The sequence below is a fragment of the Corynebacterium sp. HMSC070E08 genome (assembly GCF_001808895.1).
Lineage (GTDB): Bacteria > Actinomycetota > Actinomycetes > Mycobacteriales > Mycobacteriaceae > Corynebacterium > Corynebacterium hiratae.
On the sequence record NZ_KV794747.1, the window covers coordinates 18,149 to 37,056 of the forward strand.

Below are 18,908 nucleotides of genomic sequence, written 5' to 3' on the forward strand. Positions count from 1 at the left end.
CACGTTTGCGTTAGCGGCTCAGGAAACGATCGACCAGCGAAGAATACGCCTTCACGGTCAGCTCCAAGTCTTCCAGGTAAAGGTGCTCATCGTGGCTGTGCAGCTGCGAGTTCGCGCTGGCCATGTCCCGATCTTCGGCATGCAGCGCAAAACCATAGGCGTTGCCGCCGTGGCGGCGCGCCACGCGTAGGTCGGAACCACCCGTCGCCAGCACCGGCAGTACTTCCTTATCCGGAAAAAATTCGTGGGCGGTCTCCTCGATGCAGCGCCACAGCTCAGTATCGGTGGAGGATTGCGTGGCGTCCTCGGTAATAAGGTGCTCGATCTCTACCTCCGCGGCCATATCGCCGAGTGCTTCGCGTAGGAAATCATCAAGCTCCTCCTGGGTCTGGCCGGGGAAGGGGCGGATGTCCATCTCTAGATAGGCGTGGGAGGGCAGCACGTTGATGGCACCACCAGCGCGCAGGACGGTTTGGGCAATCGTCGTGTGCGAGAAGGCGTGGGCGTAGGCAGATAAATTACCGAATTTCTCATAATCTGCGGCGGTAGCGGAGCCGTCGAGAAGCGCTGCCTCCGTTGCGGGGTCGAAGCGGAAGGTCTTGACGAATCCCTGCCACACCTCATCCGTGGCCACGGGCGGCTCGGCAGCGGCGATGCGGCGAGCGACCTCACCGATCTTGACGATGGCAAAGTCCTTGCCAAAGGGCGTCGAGCCGTGGCCGGCATCGCCGTGCACGTGCAGGCGGCGCTGGCCCGCGCCCTTCTCACCGACGTTGAAGCCGAGCGCGCCGGGCAGGTGGCTACCGCCGGTCTCCGAGAGGCAGTTGCGCACCGAGTAGGCCTCCGGGTGGTGCTTGTCCATCCAGATGGATCCCAAACCGCCGCGGGCCTCCTCGTCCGCCATGCCGACAAAGGCCAGGGTGCCGCCGGGATTGCCGCGCTTGGCGACGTCCCTCGTTACCGCCGCCATCGTCGCCGTAATAAAAAGCATGTCCACCGCGCCGCGGCCATACAGCTTGCCATCCTCGATGACAGCGTCGAAAGGCGGCTTGGTCCACTTCGGCTCGTCCACGGGCACGACATCCGTGTGGCCCATTAGTGTGAGCGGCTCCTTGCCCGGGTCACCCGGAACGGTCACCACGATGGTCACGCGCCCTGGGTGCGATTCATAGCGTTGAATCTCCACCGGGGTGCCTGCAAAAAATCGCTCCAAGGTGTCGGCGTTGCGGACCTCGTGGCCGGAATCCGGCGTGAGATCGTTAACGCAGGCATTGCGAATAAGCTCCTGAAGTAGTGCGAGGGTGTCGTCGTAGAGCGTGGATTCCATGGCCTAGAGGTTAGTCCGGACCGAACAAAACACGCGGATTTACCACAACTTGAACGGTGTTCAAGTAAGGTTTCCCGCATGAGCATCGTAGATATCGCACGCGAGAAGGCCCTGGAGCAGGGCATCGGCCTGAACGAAGAAGAGCTGCTGCAGGTCCTTCAGATCCCGGATGAGCAGCTGGAAGAGATTGCGGACATCGCGCATCAAACCCGCCTCAAGTGGTGCGGTCCGGACGTCTCCGTGGAAGGCATCATCTCCATTAAGACCGGCGGCTGCCCGGAGGACTGCCACTTCTGCTCGCAGTCGGGCCTTTTCGAGTCCCCCGTGCGTGCCGCGCGCCTCAACATCCCGGAGCTGGTGGAGGCCGCCAAGAAGACCGCCAAGACCGGCGCCACGGAGTTCTGCATTGTGGCGGCCGTTAAGGCCCCAGACGAGAACCTCCTGTCCCAGGTTGCCGAGGCCATCCCGGCCATCCTCGATGAAGTTGATATCGAAATCTCCCTATCCCTGGGAACCCTCACCCGCGAGCAGGCCCAGCGCCTCAAGGACATGGGCGCCCAGCGCTACAACCACAACCTGGAGACCTCCAAGTCCTTCTTCCCCAACGTCGTCACGACCCACACCTGGGAGGAGCGCAAAGAGACCCTCGAGAACGTCCGTGCAGTCGGCATGGAGATCTGCTCCGGCGGCATCATCGGAATGGGCGAATCACTAGAAGACCGCGCCGAGTTCGCCTACCAGCTGGCCCAGATCGAGCCCTGCGAGGTGCCGATGAACTTCCTCGACCCGCGCCCGGGCACACCATTCGCGAACTACCCGTTGGTCCCGCTCGGTGAGGCACTGCGCGCAGTGGCCGCATTCCGCCTGGCCATGCCGTCTGTAACCCTCCGTTTTGCGGGCGGCCGCGAGCTCTCCCTGGGTGATGACGGAACCGAAAAGGGGCTGCTCGGCGGCATCAACGCCATCATCGCCGGCAACTACCTGACCACTCTGGGCAAGCAGATTGAAAAGGACGTCGACATGCTCGGCCGCATCGATCTGCCCATCAAGGCGCTCTGATGAACAGCTCGACGGAGTTGGCCGCCGCCGTCCTTGCCGGCGATGAGCCGCTGTTCCACCCCAACACGGGGAAACCACTAAGCGAGGAATTCACCTTGCACCCGGCGGCCGCGGCGGGCCTGGACGTCCCGCGCTATTGCCAGCTGTGTGGGCGCCGCATGGTGGTGCAGGTGCGCCCGGATGGCTGGAACGCGCGCTGTTCGCGCCATGGCGAGCTCGACTCAGATCATCTCTACGAGGAGGCTCTCCCGTAAGCTGGGGCACCATGGATCCCGCCGTTGCCCACGCTCACCAGTCCGCGTTGCGCTCCATCTCCCGGGTCGTCGCCGAGATCGCTGAGCCGACTCCCCCACAACAAGCACTGGACGCCGTCACCGATCAACTGCGCCGCGGCAACGTCATGGTCCTCACCGGCGCGGGCGTATCCACGGAATCGGGCGTGCCCGACTACCGCGGCCCGCGCGGTTCCCTCAGCCGGCACCGCCCCATGACCTACCAGGAGTTCCTGCACGATCCGCAGGCCTCGCACCGCTATTGGGCGCGTGCTTTCGTCGGCTGGCGGGTCATGCAAGCTGCACACCCCAACCGCACGCACTACGCGTTGGTCGAACTCGAGCGCGCCGGGCTCCTCACGGGTGTCGTCACACAGAACGTGGACGGCCTGCACGAGGAAGCCGGGCAGCGCAACCTCATTGCCCTGCACGGGGACATGCAGCACGTGGTGTGCTTGAGTTGCGGGTACGAAGAACCACGCGCGGACTACGACGCCCGCGCCGCCACAGCCAACCCGACTTACCTGCAACGCTGGGCAGTCAACAAAGAGGACGTTAACCCTGACGGCGACGTTGCCCTCAGCCAAGAAGCGGTCGAAGAATTTGTCATGCCCGGCTGCGTGCGGTGCGGCTCACAGCGCCTCAAACCAGACGTGGTCTATTTCGGCGAGCCCGTTCCGACTTTTAAAAAGGACGCCGCCTACGCGATGGTCAACGCGTCTGACTCCCTGCTGGTAGCCGGCTCGTCGCTGGCGGTGATGAGCGGCTTCCGCTTCGTTCTGGAGGCAAAGAAACAGGGCAAGCGCGTGGCCACCATCAATGGAGGGCCAGGGCGCGCGGATGACCGCGTGGACACACTGTGGCGGACCCAGGTGGGGCCGGCTTTCGATGCGGTTCTCGACGAGCTGGAGCTCTAGAGCCGCTCCAGTTCCTCGAGGACAAACTGGCATACCCGTTTATCCATGGGCATATCCTCGTGGCGAATAATCGCAAGGCGCTCGATGTCCTGGATATAGACGTTGTGGACATTCGGGCCATTGAGGAAACAGGTGTTTGGTGGAACCACGATGGCGTCGGCGCGCGTGGCGATGCACGTATAGCTCACCCCGGGTTCGACCTCGCTGCCGCGGTTCGTGGCCTCAACAATCTCGCTGCCGGTGACCTGCTGCATGCCGGCGGGGCCAAACCAGCCGTCGATAAGCGAGCGCGCCACCTCCTCCTGCCTCTCGCTGCGAAAGAGGGGGCTGGCGATTCCACCCTGGGTCGTGCCGTGATTGGGAGAGCTGATACACACCACGTGCCGTACAAACTCCGCGCTATCGTGCATGCGCATCCAGTACCGAGCCAATAATCCACCCTGGGAGTGGCCCACGAGAATCACCTGCTCCGCGCCGGTGACGGTGCGGACGGCGTTGATGTAGGCGTCGAGCTGCCGAGCGGATTCCTGCAGGGGGCCAGTGGCGCGGGTCCCGTAGTCAGGGGCGAAGGTGGCCCAGCCAGCGGCGCGGAGCATGTCTGCGAGAACCTGCCATATCCCCTTGCTGTCGCAGGTTCCGTGGATCAAGACAACCGGCCAGGGGCGTTCGGCGGTAGGGCGCGCGGACCAGTCGTCTTCGTAGACGCCGCGTGGGCGTCTGCGGGCACCGAGGGGGAGTGGGGTCATGAAATTTCAGTTTACTCTTGACCCCTATCCAACTTTCGTACTAAGCTAAGGCTTGCCTAATACGGAACGGCGGTGAGCTCCACACCGTACGCGTTACCGGATTAGTCATGGGGATAGGGCCCGCCGCTTCACCGCGGCGGGCTTCTTTCATGGATACACTCGCGGGCATGACCGACCTGCAGCATGTCCACTCCGTCAACGAAGCGGTTGCTCGTCTCTGCGAGCTCTATGACAGTTCCTGTGCGCTGGCACGTGAAGCATTGGCCTCAGGGGACCACGATGCCTACCGCCACGTGGTGTACCCAAAGATCACCGTGCATGTACGCCAGTGGACGCCCATCGACCGCTCCGAGCCCTTCGGTTACGTGGACCAAGAGGGCCGCTACTCGGCGGTGATATCCAAACCATGGCTGATTCGTGATTACCTGACAGAGCAGCTCACGCGGCTCACCAACAACTACCTGTGCGATCTCTACGTCGGTCAATCGGATGAGCGCATCCCGCCGGAATATATTCGGGGGATTACACAGATTCCCCAGGACCGTGGCGACATCCCCCGGCCCACCCTCGATGCGGTGCATGACGGAATCGTGGACGGCGCTTGGAAGGCTTTCCACGGCAAGGAAAAACCACTGTTCCATTTTGGTGCGCAGCGCTTCGACATTGCCTGCGCCCGCATCGAGCACTACACCGGCATCGAGGTGGACACCGTGCAGAAGTACATCCTGTTCACCAACTACGCCATGCACACCACCGAGTTCGTCAAGTTCGGGCTGCGCGAATTGGCGCGGGAAGACTCCCGCTACACCGCGCTCGTGCTGCCCACGGGGGAGACCATCCACCCCAATGACGCGGTGCTTCTCGACGTCGACGAGCTCACCCTCACCTCCCGCTACCAGATGCCACGTTTTGATCTCATCACCGCCGGCGGCGATGGCATCACGATGATCAACATCGGTGTCGGCCCCTCCAATGCCAAAACCATCACGGACTGCTTGGCAGTCCTGCGCCCGGAGGCCTGGATCATGATCGGCCACTGCGCAGGGCTTGATGGCCGCATGCGCATCGGTGACCTCATCCTGGGCAATGCTTATCAGCGCGAAGACCACATCCTCGACGGCACCGTCACCACCAGCAACCCGATTCCCGCCATCCCGGAGATCCAGCGCATGCTGGAGGCCGCCGTCGACGAGGTCTATGGAAAAGACAATTCGCTCATGCGCACCGGCACGGTGCTCTCCACCGATGATCGCAACTGGGAATGGCGCACCTCCCGTGATCTGTGGGAGTGGCTGCGCCACTCCACCGCGGTGGCAGTAGATATGGAATCCTGCACCCTCGCCGCCAACGGCTACCGCTACCGCATCCCTTATGGCACGCTGCTGTCGGTCTCCGATCTCCCTCTGCATGCCGTGCCCAAGCTTCCCGCCCAAGCGCAGGCCTTTTATTCCAATTCGAAGGAGGCACACGTGATGTGCGCGGTGCGCGCGGTGGAGGCTTTGGCGGAAAATCCGGAGCGGCTGCGCACCCGCAAATTGCGCCGAACGGTAGGAGAGGTACCGTTTCGCTGAGGTTGATGATTAGACTGAGGGAAATGCACAATCTGGCGAAGGAGACCTAGACGATGAGCACCCCGGAGTGGTGGAACCCGGAACGCGAGAACCTGACGTGGGAGGTCTTCGGTGAGGCCAGTCGCTCCCTGTCCCAAGAAATCGTGGATTCGGGTTGGTTCCCCGACCTTATCGTGGGCGTGGCCCGCGGTGGATTGATCCCAGCCGGCGCTATTGGCTACGCCATCGGGGTCAAGGAGATGGGTGCTATCAACGTGGAGTTCTACACCGATATCGGTGAGACCCTCCCGGAGCCGATTCTCCTTAACCCGCAGCTGGACACTGATTCGCTCAAGGGCAAGAAGGTCCTCGTCGTTGATGACGTGGCGGATTCCGGCAAGACCCTCGACCTCGTGGTCAACCTGCTCGAGCAGACCGCGTCCGAGGTCAAGTCCGCGGTGATCTACACGAAGCCGACCACCATCTTTGAGCCGGACTTCTCGTGGAAGAAGACCGATCAGTGGATCAACTTCGCATGGTCCGTCCTGCCAGTCATCACCCGCGACGGCTCTTTCAAAGACGGCCACTAGTGTCGGAGCACGCAGCCGGGTCTTTCCGCGCGGCCTTTAGCTCGCCCGCCCGCTTCCGCAAGGAGGTGTTTGGCGGGCTTGCTGTTGCGCTCGCCCTCATCCCGGAAGTTTTAAGTTTCTCCATCCTCGCCGGACTCGACCCCAAGGTGGGGCTCTTCGCCTCCGTCATCATGGCGATGTCCATCGCCATCACCGGCGGGCGCCCGGCCATGATCTCTGCTGCAGCTGGCTCTGTCGCCGTGGTGATCGCACCACTTGCCCACGAGCATGGCCTGCAGTACGTGCTGCTGACCATCTGGATGGCGGGAATTCTCCAAGTAGTGATGGCAGTGCTGGGCGTCGCCAAGCTCATGCGTTTCATCCCCCGCAGCGTCATGCTGGGGTTTGTCAACGCCCTGGGCATCCTCATGTTCACGGCGCAGCTGAGCCACCTGTGGCAGGTGCCGTGGCTGGTCTACCCCCTTGTCGCGCTAGGCCTCGTCATCATGGTGGTGTGGCCGCGGATTACCACGGTGATCCCCGCCCCGCTCGTCGCGATTATCGTGGTTAGCGCACTCACTGTGATTTTCGGCTGGCAGGTTCCCAACGTCGCGGACCAAGGCGAGCTGCCGACCTCCCTGCCCGGTTTTGTTATTCCGGACTTACCTTGGACGAAGGAGACTATTCTCCTCTGCCTTCCCTATGCATTGGGCGTTGCACTCGTCGGCCTTATGGAATCCCTGCTGACCGCCAAGCTTGTCGACGACCTCACGGATACCCACTCCGATAAGACGCGCGAATCCGTGGGCCAGGGCATCGGCAACATGCTCGCCGCGGCCATCGGCGGCATGGGCGTGTGCGCAATGATCGGCCAGACCATGATTAACGTCAAGGAATCCCAGGCGCGCACGCGCTTGTCGACGTTCCTCGCCGGCGTCTTCCTCCTCATCCTCATCCTCGTGTTGGGCGATACCGTAGGAAAAATCCCCATGGCCGCGCTCGTGGCGGTCATGTTCATGGTGTCTTTCCACACCGTGGATTGGCACTCGGTGCGCACGATTCACCGCATGCCGTTGAGCGAAACCCTCGTCATGCTCGTGACGGTGATTGGCACCCTGGTGACAAATAACCTGGCGGTCGGTGTGATCCTCGGCGTCCTGACCGCCTCGATAGCCTTTGCACGCCGCGTGGCGCACCTGGTGTCGGTGGAGCTGGAGGGCAACGTCTACACCGTGCGCGGCCAGCTCTTCTTCGCCTCTTCGAACGACTTGGTCTACGCCTTCGATTACACCCTGCCGGTGGACAAAATCATCGTGGATTTCTCGGAGGCCGATATTTGGGATGCCTCGACCGTCGCGGTACTCGAGTCCGTGGAGAACAAGTACGCAAGCCGTGGCATAGCGGTGGAATTCCGCGGCCTCGATGGCGTTAGCCTCGCGCGCTACCAGAGGATTTCCGGTTTGAGTTAGGTAAACCTATCAGAAAAAGTCTTATGACGTGCGAGTTTGCTTAAGATCGCCTTGCTAGCGTGCCCGAATTTTTTCTGTATTGTGGGTAACACCAAACAGACGAAAGGAATCACTTTCATGGACGAGAAGCTGCAAACCCTCCTTAACGAGCAGGTCATCAACGAGCACGGCGCAGCCCTGATTTACACCCAGCTGGCCTACGAGATGGACAACCTGTCCTTCCCGGGCATGCGCGATTGGTTCTTCAAGCAGGCAGAGGAAGAGCGCGAGCACGCACAGAAATTTGCTGAGCACCTGCTGGACCGCGGCTACCGCGTCGAGCTGGGGGATATCCAGGTCGGCTCCGTCAAGGCCGCCACCCCGCTCGATGCCTTTGAGGCCTCCCTCGCGCATGAGCAGAAGGTCTCGGAGCAGATCCGGGAGATCGCCCGCACCGCGGATGCCGCCGGGGATCTCGATTCCCGCGCCCTCATCAACTGGTTCCTCGAGGAGCAGGTTGAGGAGGAGTCCACCGTGTCCGAGATCATTGACCAGCTCAAGCTGGTGGGCAATGACGGCTCGGGCCTGCTGCGCATCGATGGTTCGCTGGCGCAACGGTAACGAAGCCATATAGTTTGCACGAATTCTCCCACAGCCCCCTGCGGTTGGTGGGAGAATTTCTTTTATGACTACAACGCGCCTGATGCTCATTTGCGGTGCCCTGGCCGGCCTTGTGATCGCATTGGTCGGCGGCACGTGGCTGGCGGCAACGAACATGGCGCTGGGAACCTTCTTCTTTGCTCTTGCCGTCATGCTTGGTCCGTTTGCAGGACTTGCCCTCTTGTTGGGCGCGGCTGCGGCATCGACGGCGCTGAGCCGCTCCTTGTTTAGCGTGGGCGGCTTGTTCCTCGTGGGAGCGATCTCGACGTTGTGGGCCCACGGCACGCTGTCGCTTCCGCTTTTCGTGGCGGGCACCCTGACCGGCGCTATTGCGGTCTGGCTACACTGGGCGCATGGCCACTTTGCTCTTCGACCTCTACGGCGTGCTCATGCGGCCCGCTGGGAACGCTGAGCTGGAGGATTATCTCCGTCCCGAAAACCCGGAGCACTTTTGGTCGCTCTATGAGGAGTTTCGCCCAGCTTATAATTCTGGGCACCTGAGTGATTCGCAATATTGGGGGCGCATCCGCGCGCTGACTGAACTGGACTCCTTTGACGTCAGCCACGCGACCGAACTGGACACTGAGCGCCTGCTGGTTGCCGACTCACAGGTAGTTCGTGCGGTGCTAAACCTCATCGGTCAAGGCCACAGCGTCGGCATCCTAGCGAATGTGCCGGCGGTACTGGGAACCCGGATCCGCCAGACGCAGACCTGGCTTCAGGAATGCGCCGCCGTGACGCTGAGCTGCGATATCGGGGTAGCTAAACCAGACCCGGAGGCCTACCTCGTGGCCGTCGATGCCCTGGGCGCGCAGGCCAAGGACACGCACTTCTTCGATGATCGGCCCGACTTCGTCACTGGCGCGCAGCGCCTCGGGCTCAAGGCTCACCTTTTTACGGGCATCAATTCGATCCCTTTTTAGGCAGCTTTCGCCTCGCGGCCGAGCTCCAGCGGTACGCGCAGCAGTGGATCGAGCGCCACAGCGCGGGTGCAGGCGCGAACAATTTCGGTGTGCGAGGGGATCATGCGCAGCTCCACTGGGTGATCGGTGGCCTGGCGCACGGCGGAAGCAAAGAGCTTCGGGGCCGCCGGATCATCCGAGAAGGCGCCGCCGGCCACAACGAGAGTATCGGGCGTGTGCTCCGTCAACAGCTCAGCGGCGGTGGTGCCGAGGGAGCGCGCGCGATCGTCGAGAAGCGCTCGCGTTTCTTCATCAGCATTCGCCACCACGTCTGGGAATGAGTCTCCGCCGGTCTCATTCAGTATCGCCTGCGTGGCCAGGGCGTCAGCACCGTCGAGTTCGAGCTGCACAATTTCATCGCCGACTGTGAGCGCAGCACCGACGGAGTCATCCGCGTAGAGCACCATGACGGGCTTTTCCGCGCCCAGCTCCGCGGACTGCGTTTCGGATCCCAGGATGGCGGGGATGACGGAAGACACGACAACCGGAACGCCGAACTGGTACTCCAGACGGCTGGCGATGTCCATCTCGTCCCAGCCCAGGTTGTGGGCAGTGATGCGTCCGGCCTCGTTGACGCTGCCGGAGGTGGTCACGCCGACTGAAACCAAACGGAGATCCAGGCCGGTCATGAGGCGATTGACACCAGCGATGATGTGCTCGATGACATCGCTTGCACTCAAACGCGAAACCGGGGTAGCCACGTCTTCCTCGCGGAGGGTGCGCCCCTTGGTATCGAAGAAGGCGATGTGGGTAAAGGCGGTACCAACCGCAATGCCGGCGAGCATCCAGTTATTATCCGCTACCTCTAGGGGCACGGTGGGGCGTCCGCGCCCGCGGGACTGAGTCAAATCCGTGCGCTCGCGAATCAGCCCAGCGCCCAGCAGCGCGGCAGTGGCGCGGGTAATCGTGGGCTGGGATAGCCCCGTGGCTTCGACAAGTTCACTGCGGGTCACAACGGGATTGAGTCGAATGATGTGGAGGCACTTCGCCGCCGGGGTGCGGGGGCGAGTGAACACGGGACCAGATTTAATCATGGCGCAAGTATAAATTCACCAGACCGCATTGTCTAATAGAAATTGGGATTCAGTAGACATCATAGTCTAGAAGTGTGCCTGCGTTAGAGTGGTGTTCATGGATTCTGTTGCTGTGTACTGCGGCTCCGCCGTCGGAAACTCTGAAGCCTATGGCCAAGCCGCACACCTTTTGGGGGAGGAGCTCGCGCGGCGCAACCTCACCCTGGTCTATGGCGGCGGTGACGTGGGCCTGATGGGCATCGTCGCGGATTCCTGCTTGGCAGCCGGCGGCACCGTCATCGGAGTAATCCCGCGGCAGCTCGTCGATTACGAGATGTCACACCAGCGGGTAACCAAGCTCGAGGTCGTGGACACCATGGCGCAGCGCAAGACGCGTATGGAGGAACTCGCGGATGCCTTCGTGTGCCTGCCGGGCGGCGTGGGAACTCTAGAGGAGCTCACCGAGGTGCTTACCCTGCAACAATTAGGCAACCTTGATGGCCCGGTGGGCCTAGTAGACGTCAACGGTTTCTGGCAGCCGTTTATAAACATGTACTCCGCAATGGTGCAGGAGGGGTTCGTTCAAAAACGCTTCCTCGACGCGCTCGTGGTCAGCCCGTTTCCAGCTGAAGTCCTGGATCAATTTGCATCATGGACGAGCCCGGGAAGTAAGTGGAGCAACAATTAGCTAACAACCTGGTAAATAAGGCGGCGCTGGGTTGGCCCAACCCCCTGGATCTTCGTTAGACTTCGCCCTTATGAGTTTTGACCAGAACGCAGAGCGCCAGCCTTCGCTGCTGGACGCGTCGTGCGATAACTTCGTCCACGACCTCGCGCAGCTCACGCCCACCGCTGCCACCGCGTGGGGAATTCCTGGCTTCGACGGAGAGTTGGAAGATTTCTCCCCGGAGTACTACTCCTCCGTGGCGGATCGCACTCGTGAGATGATGGCGGATCTCGATGCCCTCGATGACACCACCGACGAATCCGACGATGACGACGATTTTGACGAGGTGGACTACGTCACCGCCGCCGTCTTGCGCGACCGTCTCTGCCTGGATCTTGACCTGCACCATGCCGGTGAGGACATCCGCTGCCTTAACAACATTGCCTCCCCGGTGCAGACCATCCGCGACACCCTCATGCTCATGCCGAAGGACACCCCGGAACAGCTTGATGCGTTGCGTTCGCGCCTGTCGAAGGTGGCAACCTCGCTCAACGGCTACAAGGAGTCCCTCACCGAGGCGGCCTCGCGTGGCATGGTCGCGCCGCAGCGCCAGATCTCCGATGTCTTCGTGCAATGCGAGCGGCTTGCCGACGCCGGCTCCATGCTCGAGGACCTTGGCGTTGAGGGCCCAGAGGTGGACGCGGCCAAGGAAGCCTTCGGCGAGTTCGCCGATTGGCTCTCAAACGAGCTGCAACCACAAGCACCATCGCAAGACGCGGTGGGTCGCGAGCGCTACGAGCGCTTCTCCAGGCTCTTCGTCGGCGATGTCGTGGACCTCGATGAGGCCTATGAGTGGGGCATGGACCAGGTGCGCTCCATCAAGGCGGAACAAGAAAAGATCGCCCACGAGCTCTATGGCTCCGACGTCACCGTGCGCGCAGCTATGCGCAAACTCAACGAGGAGGAGCGTTACCAGCTGCACGGCACCGACGCGTTAGTGGAGTGGATGCAGTCCACCGCGGACCGCGTCATCAAGGACCTCGACGGCACCGCCTTCGACATCCCGGAGGCGGTTAAAGAAATCGAGTGCTGCATTGACCCGGCCGGCACCGGCGGTATCTTCTACACCTCGCCGTCTGATGACTTCTCCCGCCCCGGCCGCATGTGGTGGTCCGTACCGGCTGGCCAGGAGCTTTTCCACACCTGGCAGGAACTAACCACCGTCCACCACGAGGGCGCGCCGGGCCACCATCTGCAGATTGGTGCCGCGCTGACCCAGCCGGACCTCAACCTATGGCGCCGTGCGGTGACGTGGAACTCCGGCCACGGTGAGGGCTGGGCTCTGTACGCTGAGGCACTCATGGCGGAGCTGGGATACATGGATGATCCGGGCTTCCGCATGGGGCTTCTCGACGCCCAACGCTTCCGCGCCGCCCGCGTCGTGGTGGACATCGGACTCCACTTGGGCAAGGCGTTGCCGGAGTGCACCGCGTCCGGTGTCTGGGACAAGTCCCACGTCAAGACCTTCATGCGTGAGAACACCGCGATGGACGATGCCAACCTCTCCTTCGAGGTCACCCGTTACCTGGGCTGGCCGGGCCAGGCGCCGTCTTATGCCTTGGGCCAGCGCCTGTGGCAGCAGACCCGCGACGCCGCAGTCGAACAGGGGATGGACGTACGTGATTTCCACTCCCAGGCATTGGCTCTGGGCTCAGTGCCGATGTCGATCCTGCGCGAGACGATTCTGGACTAGCTGTCAGACTCTTGGATTTATCCACACCTGACTCTTGGATTTATCCACTAGTGACTCTGTAATTTATCCATGTTTCGGACTAGGGTACCTGGTATGTACCTGCCGCGAATTGTTGATGCAGAAGTAGAAAGAGGCCTTCGCGTTGCCGGAGCCCTCTTCCTGAAAGGCCCCCGCGCGAGCGGCAAAACGTCGACGGCGCGCCAGTTTGCTAAGTCTGTCATTCAGCTTGACCGTGACACTCCTGAAGCAAACGTTGCTCGCATGCAACCGGCACTAGGGCTTCAAGGGGCGCGGCCCCGGCTTATCGATGAATGGCAGGTTGTTCCTGCTATCTGGAACGAAGTGCGTCATGCGGTCGATGACTCGCGAGAAAAGGGACAGTTCCTCCTCACGGGTTCCTCGACACCCGATGACGATGCCACCCGCCATTCGGGGGCTGGGCGTATTCGCTCGATTCAGTTGCGTACGTTGAGCCTGGCAGAGCGTGGAGATTTGGCTGAGCGCGTATCACTAGGCGCGATTATTTCCGGCAATCAGGATCCCACGGCTGGGACGGACGCCACCGTGGCGGATTATGCCCGCTGGATCGTTGCCGGTGGCTTCCCAGAGTTTTTCGACCTTGATCCTCTAGATGCCCAAGAGGGGATGGAGTCTTACCTCACGGAGATGAGCGAGCACGACTACCCGGAACTTGGGGGTCCGCGCCGCGATCCGCGCCGTTTCCAGTCTTTTCTTCGCGCCTACGCGGGGCTAGTTGCTCAACCGGCCACCGCTGCAGCGATTCGTAAACGCATTGGCGAGCTCAGCAGTGCTACTCCTATGCCGGCAGCAGAAACCGTCAACGTTATTCATGATTTTGCTACACGTTTGTTCCTAGTTGAAGACCAGCCCGCGTGGTCACCAAAGACGAGATCTAAGACAACCATGGTTCAGATGCCGAAGCGTCAGCTCGCGGATCCTGGCTTGGCAGCTGCATTGTTGGCGGTTGGGCCAGACAAACTGCTTGGTGATCTAGAGACTTTGGGCATTCTCTTTGAGGCGCAACTGGTGCACGATCTGCGCGTTTATGCTCAAGCATTAAGGGCACGAGGCGTCTTCCATCTGCGGGATATGAAGGGCCGCGAAGAAATTGACGCGATAGTGGAACTCAGGGATGGCTCGTGGGTGGGATTTGAAGCGAAACTTTCGCACAACGAGGTCGATGCCGCGGCGGCACATTTGTTAAGAGTGGCAGAGAAGGTCTCCTTGCCACCGGCCGCTCTCATCGTGGTTATTCCCAGCGGACCAGCTTTCCAACGGTCAGATGGAGTGTGGGTGGTTCCACTAGCGGCGCTTGCGGAATAGCCGCAAAATCTGCGGCAGGTAGCCGGCGATGACCAGCACGATGATGAGCCGGATAATCTGCACGGCCACCACGGCTGGGCCCGCGCCTCCTTCCGCAGACAGCGCAAGCACCGTCTCCAGCGCGCCGGGTGAGGTGGCGAGGTAAGCCTCGAAGTAGGTTATGTCCAGCCATGTGGTCAAAGGCACAGCAGTGAGCGCGCACACGCCGATCACGACAATGATGAAGAGGATCGTCGCCGGTAGCTGCTTGGCGAAGGCCCGCAGTGCCGGTACTGAAAGCCCGCCACCGCAGACCCAGCCAATGGACATAAACGCCATGATCTTGAACACGTAGAGCGGCTCCAGAGTGTGGCCGGCTGGAATAACCTGCGCGACCAGCACCGTCACGATGAGCGGCCCCAATACAGCAGCAGCGGGCAAACGCACCAGCTTGCCCAGCTGTTCACCAACCACAGCGATGGCGAGGGTCAGCAGAACTACCCACCACGTGGCCTCGCCGTCGACGCTCATGTCGACACCGTGACCAGCGGGGGCATCCAACAACGACACCACCAACGGCAGCGACACCGACACCGCCAGAAGGCGCAGGTATTGCGTCAGCGCCACGTAGCGGTAGTCCGCGCCGAGCTCGCTAGCTAGTGCCGGCATGAGGGAGGCCCCGCCCGGCAGCATCGACAAAATACCCGTCTCCCAGGAAATATCCTTCGGCTGCGAACGATGCAGCAGAACACCGCCAGCGACGCCGATTAAAACAGTAATGAGTGACATCGTCACCGCGGCTGGCACAAAGCCGATGAGGGTGGAGGCAGGAACTAAGGTCAGAGGTATGCCCGCCATCATTCCGATGAATCCGCGGGCGACAGAATAAAAGTGCTCATTAACGGCGAGTTCTTTGCCCGTCGTCAAGGCCATGGCTCCCGAGACCACGATGGCGCCGAGGATCCAGGCTGCGGGTACGTGAAGGTAGCTAAACAATGCCCCGAGTGCTGCAGACCCCGGGGCCACGATGACCCATCTCGTACGAACAGACATGGAATCGAGTTTAATGATGGACATGGATTTCGGATTAAGCGGTTGGACGATTCTCACCATTGGCGCTGCCGTGGCCGGATGGATCGATGCCGTCATTGGCGGCGGCGGGCTCGTGCTTATTCCGCTCATTCTGGCGGTCGCGCCCCAGCTTGCTCCCGCCACCGCCCTGGCCACGAACAAGGTGGCGGCGGTCTCTGGAACGGCCTCTGCTGCCGTTACGCTCGTCAAGAAGGTCCGCCCGCCGAAGGGCGAGCTCATCCGTATGGGCCTTATCGCCCTCCTATGTTCCGGGCTCGGCGCTGCAGCAGCCGCACTCATGGACAAGGACGTCATGCGGCCGGTCATCATCGTGCTCATGGTGGCAGTCGGCATTTTCGTGGCCTTTCGCCCAGACTTCGGCAGCGGCGAAGGGGACGGTATCCGTGGCGGCTGGCGCACGTGGACCGGGTTAGCCGCCGTGGCGGCCATTGCCTTTTACGACGGTATTTTTGGGCCCGGCACCGGCATGTTCCTCATCATGGCCTTCACCGCCATCTTTTCCCAGAACTTCCTTACCTCCGCCGCGATGTCCAAGGTGGTCAACACATGTACCAACGTCGGCGCGCTCGTGGTCTTTATCGTGGGCGGGCACGTGGTATGGGGCCTAGCACTTGTTCTCGCAGCAGCAAATATCATCGGCGCGCAGCTGGGCGCGCGAACAGTGCTCGGCGGCGGTGCGAAGCTCATCCGCTATGCACTGCTCACTCTCGTCGTGGTGATGAGCGTGTACCTGGCCTGGCAGCAGTGGGGTTAAATCCGGTTCTTCGTCTTTGCGGTTGCTACCGCATTCCACGGATCCTCCGGCCACGGGTGCTTGGGATAGCGCCCGCGCATGTCGGCGCGCACCCCGGCATAGGGCCCAGACCAGAAGCTCGCTAGATCATCGGTGACGGCAAGTGGCCGGCCGGCGGGGGATAACAGATGAAATTGCACGCGATGGCCGCAGTATTCGGGAGACTCCGCCAACCCGAAACATTCCTGCAACTTGATGGAGACCACTGGGCGCTCGCCGGACCAATCGATCCTCGCAGCACGTCCGGACGGAACCGATAACCGTTCCGGCGCGAGCTCATCCAAGCGGCTAGCTTCGGGCCACGGCAGCAGGCGCTGCAGCGCCGGATACATGTCTGGGCGCTTACCGGAAGCCAGTTCATACAGCTCCGGCTCCAGCCAGCTCAGATCATCACCGTCCACGTCCGGCCATGGCTCACCGTATGCAGCGTGTAAGTGCCGCATACGTTCCCGCAGGTTCTGGGCCTTCTCGCTGAAGTGAAACAGGTTTAAACCCTGTCCGGAGTTGCGTAGTGCCTCCACCGCCTCATCACCGGAGACCTTCACTGGGGTTTCCGACAATACGATGGCGCCTGCCGCACGCACACGGATTCCCCGCACTTTGGAGCCGTCGAGAAAAGCCCGCGTCTCTTCGGTCACGCCGATGATCTCGAGCGCGTCTTTTTCCGCAATCGGCACTGCTTCACGAATGATGGCGTTTCCAGATTGCGCCAACGACACCTCAGCCACCGCCAACCACTCGTGACCATCCTCGAGAAACCGCGCGCGGGTGCCACTCGCCAACAAATACTCCTTGTCACCTACGCGCTTAGCCACGAACTCCGGGAAGGCAGTAGCGACCACCACGCCTGGGTCCACCGGACCTTTGTTGGGCACCAGGCGGGCAAGCCGCTTCGGATCCGAATCATCCAGGCGGGCAATCGTCTGCGCCGCCCCCGCACCGTACTTCAACAGTGCCGCGCCCCACCGTGGGTGCGTCGGCAGCAGCGCCAGTTCTTCGCCAGCGTTGAGCAGATCTAGGGTGCGGTGGGCGTCGGCAAGCGCGGGTGCCGGTGCTTGATCAAGCAACGGGAAGTCCGGTCCCGCGCCCCAACAATCCATGAACAGCGCCGCCTGCGTGAGGTCCGCGGAAAGAATCTCTGGAATCACGTGCGGAGAAAAGTGCTGGTAGTCCTCCTGTGAATAGCAGCGGACGACGGTACCCGGCGCCTCACGCCCGGCACGTCCGGCGCGTTGATCGGCGCTGCTTTTCGACGTCGACACCGTCACCAACCCACTCATCCCGCGCTGCGCATCCCGCTTGGGGACGCGGGACAACCCAGCATCGACGACGGTGCGCACACCCGGCACGGTCAGCGAAGATTCGGCGATGGACGTGGCGACGACGATGCGCTGTTCTCGCGTATACAGCGCAGCGTCCTGCTCCTGCGTGGTTTGGCGGCCATGGAGCGGAAAAACGTTGTGGCCGCTCAAGGCATCACACACCAGGTTGACCTCGCGAACTCCCGGCACAAAGACCAGCGTGGACTCGTGCTGCCGCGCGGCAACCCTCGCCACGCCTTTCCAAAAGTCTCGATCTCCCGCAGCGCGCCCCGGAATCGGTTCATAGGAGATGTTGAGCGGATATGTAACGGCCTCAGTGGAATGGATCGGCGCCCCTCCCATGAGCTGGGAGAAGCGGGAGGCGTCGACAGTCGCGGACATGGCAATGACCCGAAAATCATCGCGGAGCTGCGCCAACTCCAAGCACATGCCGAGTACGAGGTCAGTATCGAGCTGGCGTTCATGCACCTCGTCGATGGCTACGGCGGAAATTCCTTCAAGTTCCGGATCCCGCAGCAGGCGGCGCAACAAAACACCTGGGGTAACAAACTCGACGTCTGCGCCTTTGCGGGAATCACCGCGCACCGCATAGCCGATGCGCTGGCCTGACAACTCTTGAAGGCGGTTTGCCGCAGCACGCACAGCTACGCGGCGCGGCGCGGTGACGAGAACCTTGCCCTCTACTTGGTTAGCCAGCGCCGGCGGAACGAGCGTGGTCTTACCCGTGCCGGGCGGAGCCTGGACTACGACGTGACCGGCGGAAGGCAGAGAATCGATGGTCTCCAGGACGGGTAGCCCCTTGCCGATCGCCTTGAGATCAAACATCGAGATCCTGGCGCTCCCACCTATCTTCGTTGTCCTCCAGCGTGCGCACCACACGACCGGGTTGACCCAGCACCAGTGACCTATCCGGGATATCTGTGGTGACCAGTGTGTTCGCTCCAACGACACAATCCTCGCCGATGGTCACGCCCGGCAGCACCGTGACGTTGGCGCCGAACCACGTGTTGCGCCCGACGCTAATGGGCTTCGCAATCTCCCAGCCCTCCGCCCGCATCTCATGATCGTTGACGGGGTGGCCCACCGTGATGAGCGAGCAATTCGGCCCGATCATGACGCGGTCTCCGAGGGTTACAGGCGCCTGCGCCAGGATCGTCGCGCCAAAGTTGATGAAGACGCCCTTTCCGATGGTCACATTGCAGCCATACTCCAAGTTGAGCGGGACGTGCAGCCCGGGAACCTCGGACTCGGGCGACAACAGTTCCCGCAAAATCTCCTTCGCGCGCTCTGGGTTGGTGTTTTGCAGCTCATTGAGCTCCTTGGCCAGCAGGAAGCCGCGTCGATGTTCGGCGCTAACCTCCTCGTTGACACTGGGCATGAACCACTGCCCGCTGGTCATGCGTTCAAAGGATCCTTCGTCTGGGTGATGCATGTC

19 protein-coding genes are annotated in these 18,908 nt (G+C 61.8%); 13 read left to right on the forward strand and 6 right to left on the reverse strand.

What is annotated here, in order from left to right; genetic code table 11:
* Nucleotides 1-10: 10 nt before the first annotated feature.
* On the reverse strand, nucleotides 11-1,327 hold the full coding sequence (locus HMPREF2526_RS04330) for a M20/M25/M40 family metallo-hydrolase (RefSeq protein ID WP_070546055.1): 1,317 nt from the start codon (nucleotides 1,325-1,327) through the stop codon (nucleotides 11-13).
* A gap of 78 nt (nucleotides 1,328-1,405) precedes the next feature.
* On the opposite strand from HMPREF2526_RS04330, the gene bioB reads away from it, so the two are divergent.
* The 3 genes from bioB to HMPREF2526_RS04345 are packed head-to-tail and all read left to right on the forward strand — an operon-like array spanning nucleotide 1,406 to nucleotide 3,575.
* Entirely contained in the window at nucleotides 1,406-2,386 is a 981-nt protein-coding gene (gene bioB, locus HMPREF2526_RS04335; RefSeq protein WP_046648630.1) for a biotin synthase BioB, read from the forward strand.
* A complete protein-coding gene (locus HMPREF2526_RS04340) occupies nucleotides 2,386-2,640 on the forward strand; it encodes a biotin synthase auxiliary protein BsaP (protein WP_046648628.1) in 255 nt (84 codons plus the stop codon). Before bioB ends, HMPREF2526_RS04340 begins: the two co-directional genes overlap by 1 nt.
* 11 nt (nucleotides 2,641-2,651) lie before the next feature.
* Nucleotides 2,652-3,575, forward strand: a complete 924-nt coding sequence (locus HMPREF2526_RS04345) for a Sir2 family NAD-dependent protein deacetylase (protein WP_049156682.1) — start codon at nucleotides 2,652-2,654, stop codon at nucleotides 3,573-3,575.
* Here the strand turns inward: HMPREF2526_RS04345 and HMPREF2526_RS04350 are convergent.
* On the reverse strand, nucleotides 3,572-4,321 hold the full coding sequence (locus HMPREF2526_RS04350; RefSeq protein WP_049156683.1) for an esterase/lipase family protein: 750 nt from the start codon (nucleotides 4,319-4,321) through the stop codon (nucleotides 3,572-3,574). The two genes, HMPREF2526_RS04345 and HMPREF2526_RS04350, sit on opposite strands and share 4 nt — an antisense overlap.
* 167 nt (nucleotides 4,322-4,488) lie before the next feature.
* Between HMPREF2526_RS04350 and amn the strand changes: the two genes are divergently transcribed.
* From amn to HMPREF2526_RS04380, 6 genes are all read left to right on the forward strand, one after another.
* Nucleotides 4,489-5,892, forward strand: a complete 1,404-nt coding sequence (amn, locus tag HMPREF2526_RS04355) for an AMP nucleosidase (protein ID WP_049156686.1) — start codon at nucleotides 4,489-4,491, stop codon at nucleotides 5,890-5,892.
* Nucleotides 5,893-5,945: 53 nt separating this feature from the next.
* Nucleotides 5,946-6,461 (forward strand): phosphoribosyltransferase, encoded by a 516-nt coding sequence (locus HMPREF2526_RS04360; protein WP_049156689.1) that lies wholly within the window; start codon nucleotides 5,946-5,948, stop codon nucleotides 6,459-6,461.
* Nucleotides 6,461-7,909, forward strand: coding sequence for a SulP family inorganic anion transporter (locus tag HMPREF2526_RS04365; RefSeq protein ID WP_049156692.1), 1,449 nt, complete (start codon nucleotides 6,461-6,463; stop codon nucleotides 7,907-7,909). The genes HMPREF2526_RS04360 and HMPREF2526_RS04365 overlap by 1 nt, the downstream gene beginning before the upstream one ends.
* Nucleotides 7,910-8,026: 117 nt before the next feature.
* Nucleotides 8,027-8,509: a ferritin gene (locus tag HMPREF2526_RS04370; RefSeq protein ID WP_046648618.1), complete on the forward strand. Its 483-nt coding sequence runs from the start codon at nucleotides 8,027-8,029 to the stop codon at nucleotides 8,507-8,509.
* Between the two features lie 64 nt (nucleotides 8,510-8,573).
* Complete coding sequence (locus HMPREF2526_RS04375) at nucleotides 8,574-8,960, forward strand: hypothetical protein (protein ID WP_046648617.1); 387 nt, start codon at nucleotides 8,574-8,576, stop codon at nucleotides 8,958-8,960.
* The gene (locus tag HMPREF2526_RS04380) at nucleotides 8,902-9,471 is read left to right on the forward strand and encodes an HAD-IA family hydrolase (RefSeq protein ID WP_049156695.1); all 570 of its coding nucleotides are present in this window, start codon (nucleotides 8,902-8,904) and stop codon (nucleotides 9,469-9,471) included. The genes HMPREF2526_RS04375 and HMPREF2526_RS04380 overlap by 59 nt, the downstream gene beginning before the upstream one ends.
* Here the strand turns inward: HMPREF2526_RS04380 and HMPREF2526_RS04385 are convergent.
* Nucleotides 9,468-10,544, reverse strand: a complete 1,077-nt coding sequence (locus HMPREF2526_RS04385; protein WP_070546057.1) for an ROK family protein — start codon at nucleotides 10,542-10,544, stop codon at nucleotides 9,468-9,470. The two genes, HMPREF2526_RS04380 and HMPREF2526_RS04385, sit on opposite strands and share 4 nt — an antisense overlap.
* Nucleotides 10,545-10,641: 97 nt before the next feature.
* Here HMPREF2526_RS04385 and HMPREF2526_RS04390 point away from each other — a divergent pair, with 97 nt between their 5' ends.
* The 3 genes from HMPREF2526_RS04390 (at nucleotide 10,642) to HMPREF2526_RS04400 (ending at nucleotide 14,287) form a co-directional block, all read left to right on the forward strand.
* Entirely contained in the window at nucleotides 10,642-11,211 is a 570-nt protein-coding gene (locus HMPREF2526_RS04390) for an LOG family protein (protein WP_049156802.1), read from the forward strand.
* 70 nt (nucleotides 11,212-11,281) lie between these two features.
* The gene (locus tag HMPREF2526_RS04395) at nucleotides 11,282-12,943 is read left to right on the forward strand and encodes a DUF885 domain-containing protein (RefSeq protein WP_070546062.1); all 1,662 of its coding nucleotides are present in this window, start codon (nucleotides 11,282-11,284) and stop codon (nucleotides 12,941-12,943) included.
* A gap of 93 nt (nucleotides 12,944-13,036) precedes the next feature.
* On the forward strand, nucleotides 13,037-14,287 hold the full coding sequence (locus HMPREF2526_RS04400; protein WP_070517082.1) for an ATP-binding protein: 1,251 nt from the start codon (nucleotides 13,037-13,039) through the stop codon (nucleotides 14,285-14,287).
* Here HMPREF2526_RS04400 and HMPREF2526_RS04405 read toward each other — a convergent pair.
* The gene (locus HMPREF2526_RS04405) at nucleotides 14,267-15,319 is read right to left on the reverse strand and encodes an AbrB family transcriptional regulator (protein ID WP_246819854.1); all 1,053 of its coding nucleotides are present in this window, start codon (nucleotides 15,317-15,319) and stop codon (nucleotides 14,267-14,269) included. The genes HMPREF2526_RS04400 and HMPREF2526_RS04405 overlap by 21 nt on opposite strands.
* Nucleotides 15,320-15,335: 16 nt before the next feature.
* On the opposite strand from HMPREF2526_RS04405, the gene HMPREF2526_RS04410 reads away from it, so the two are divergent.
* Nucleotides 15,336-16,112, forward strand: a complete 777-nt coding sequence (locus HMPREF2526_RS04410; protein WP_369816137.1) for a TSUP family transporter — start codon at nucleotides 15,336-15,338, stop codon at nucleotides 16,110-16,112.
* On the opposite strand, the gene HMPREF2526_RS04415 is transcribed toward HMPREF2526_RS04410, so the two are convergent.
* Nucleotides 16,109-18,298 (reverse strand): ATP-dependent RNA helicase, encoded by a 2,190-nt coding sequence (locus HMPREF2526_RS04415; protein ID WP_049156712.1) that lies wholly within the window; start codon nucleotides 18,296-18,298, stop codon nucleotides 16,109-16,111. The two genes, HMPREF2526_RS04410 and HMPREF2526_RS04415, sit on opposite strands and share 4 nt — an antisense overlap.
* Nucleotides 18,291-18,905 carry a sugar O-acetyltransferase gene (locus HMPREF2526_RS04420; RefSeq protein ID WP_371326142.1) on the reverse strand — a complete coding sequence of 205 codons (615 nt, stop codon included), beginning with the start codon at nucleotides 18,903-18,905 and terminating at the stop codon, nucleotides 18,291-18,293. Before HMPREF2526_RS04420 ends, HMPREF2526_RS04415 begins: the two co-directional genes overlap by 8 nt.
* Nucleotides 18,906-18,908 lie beyond the last annotated feature (3 nt).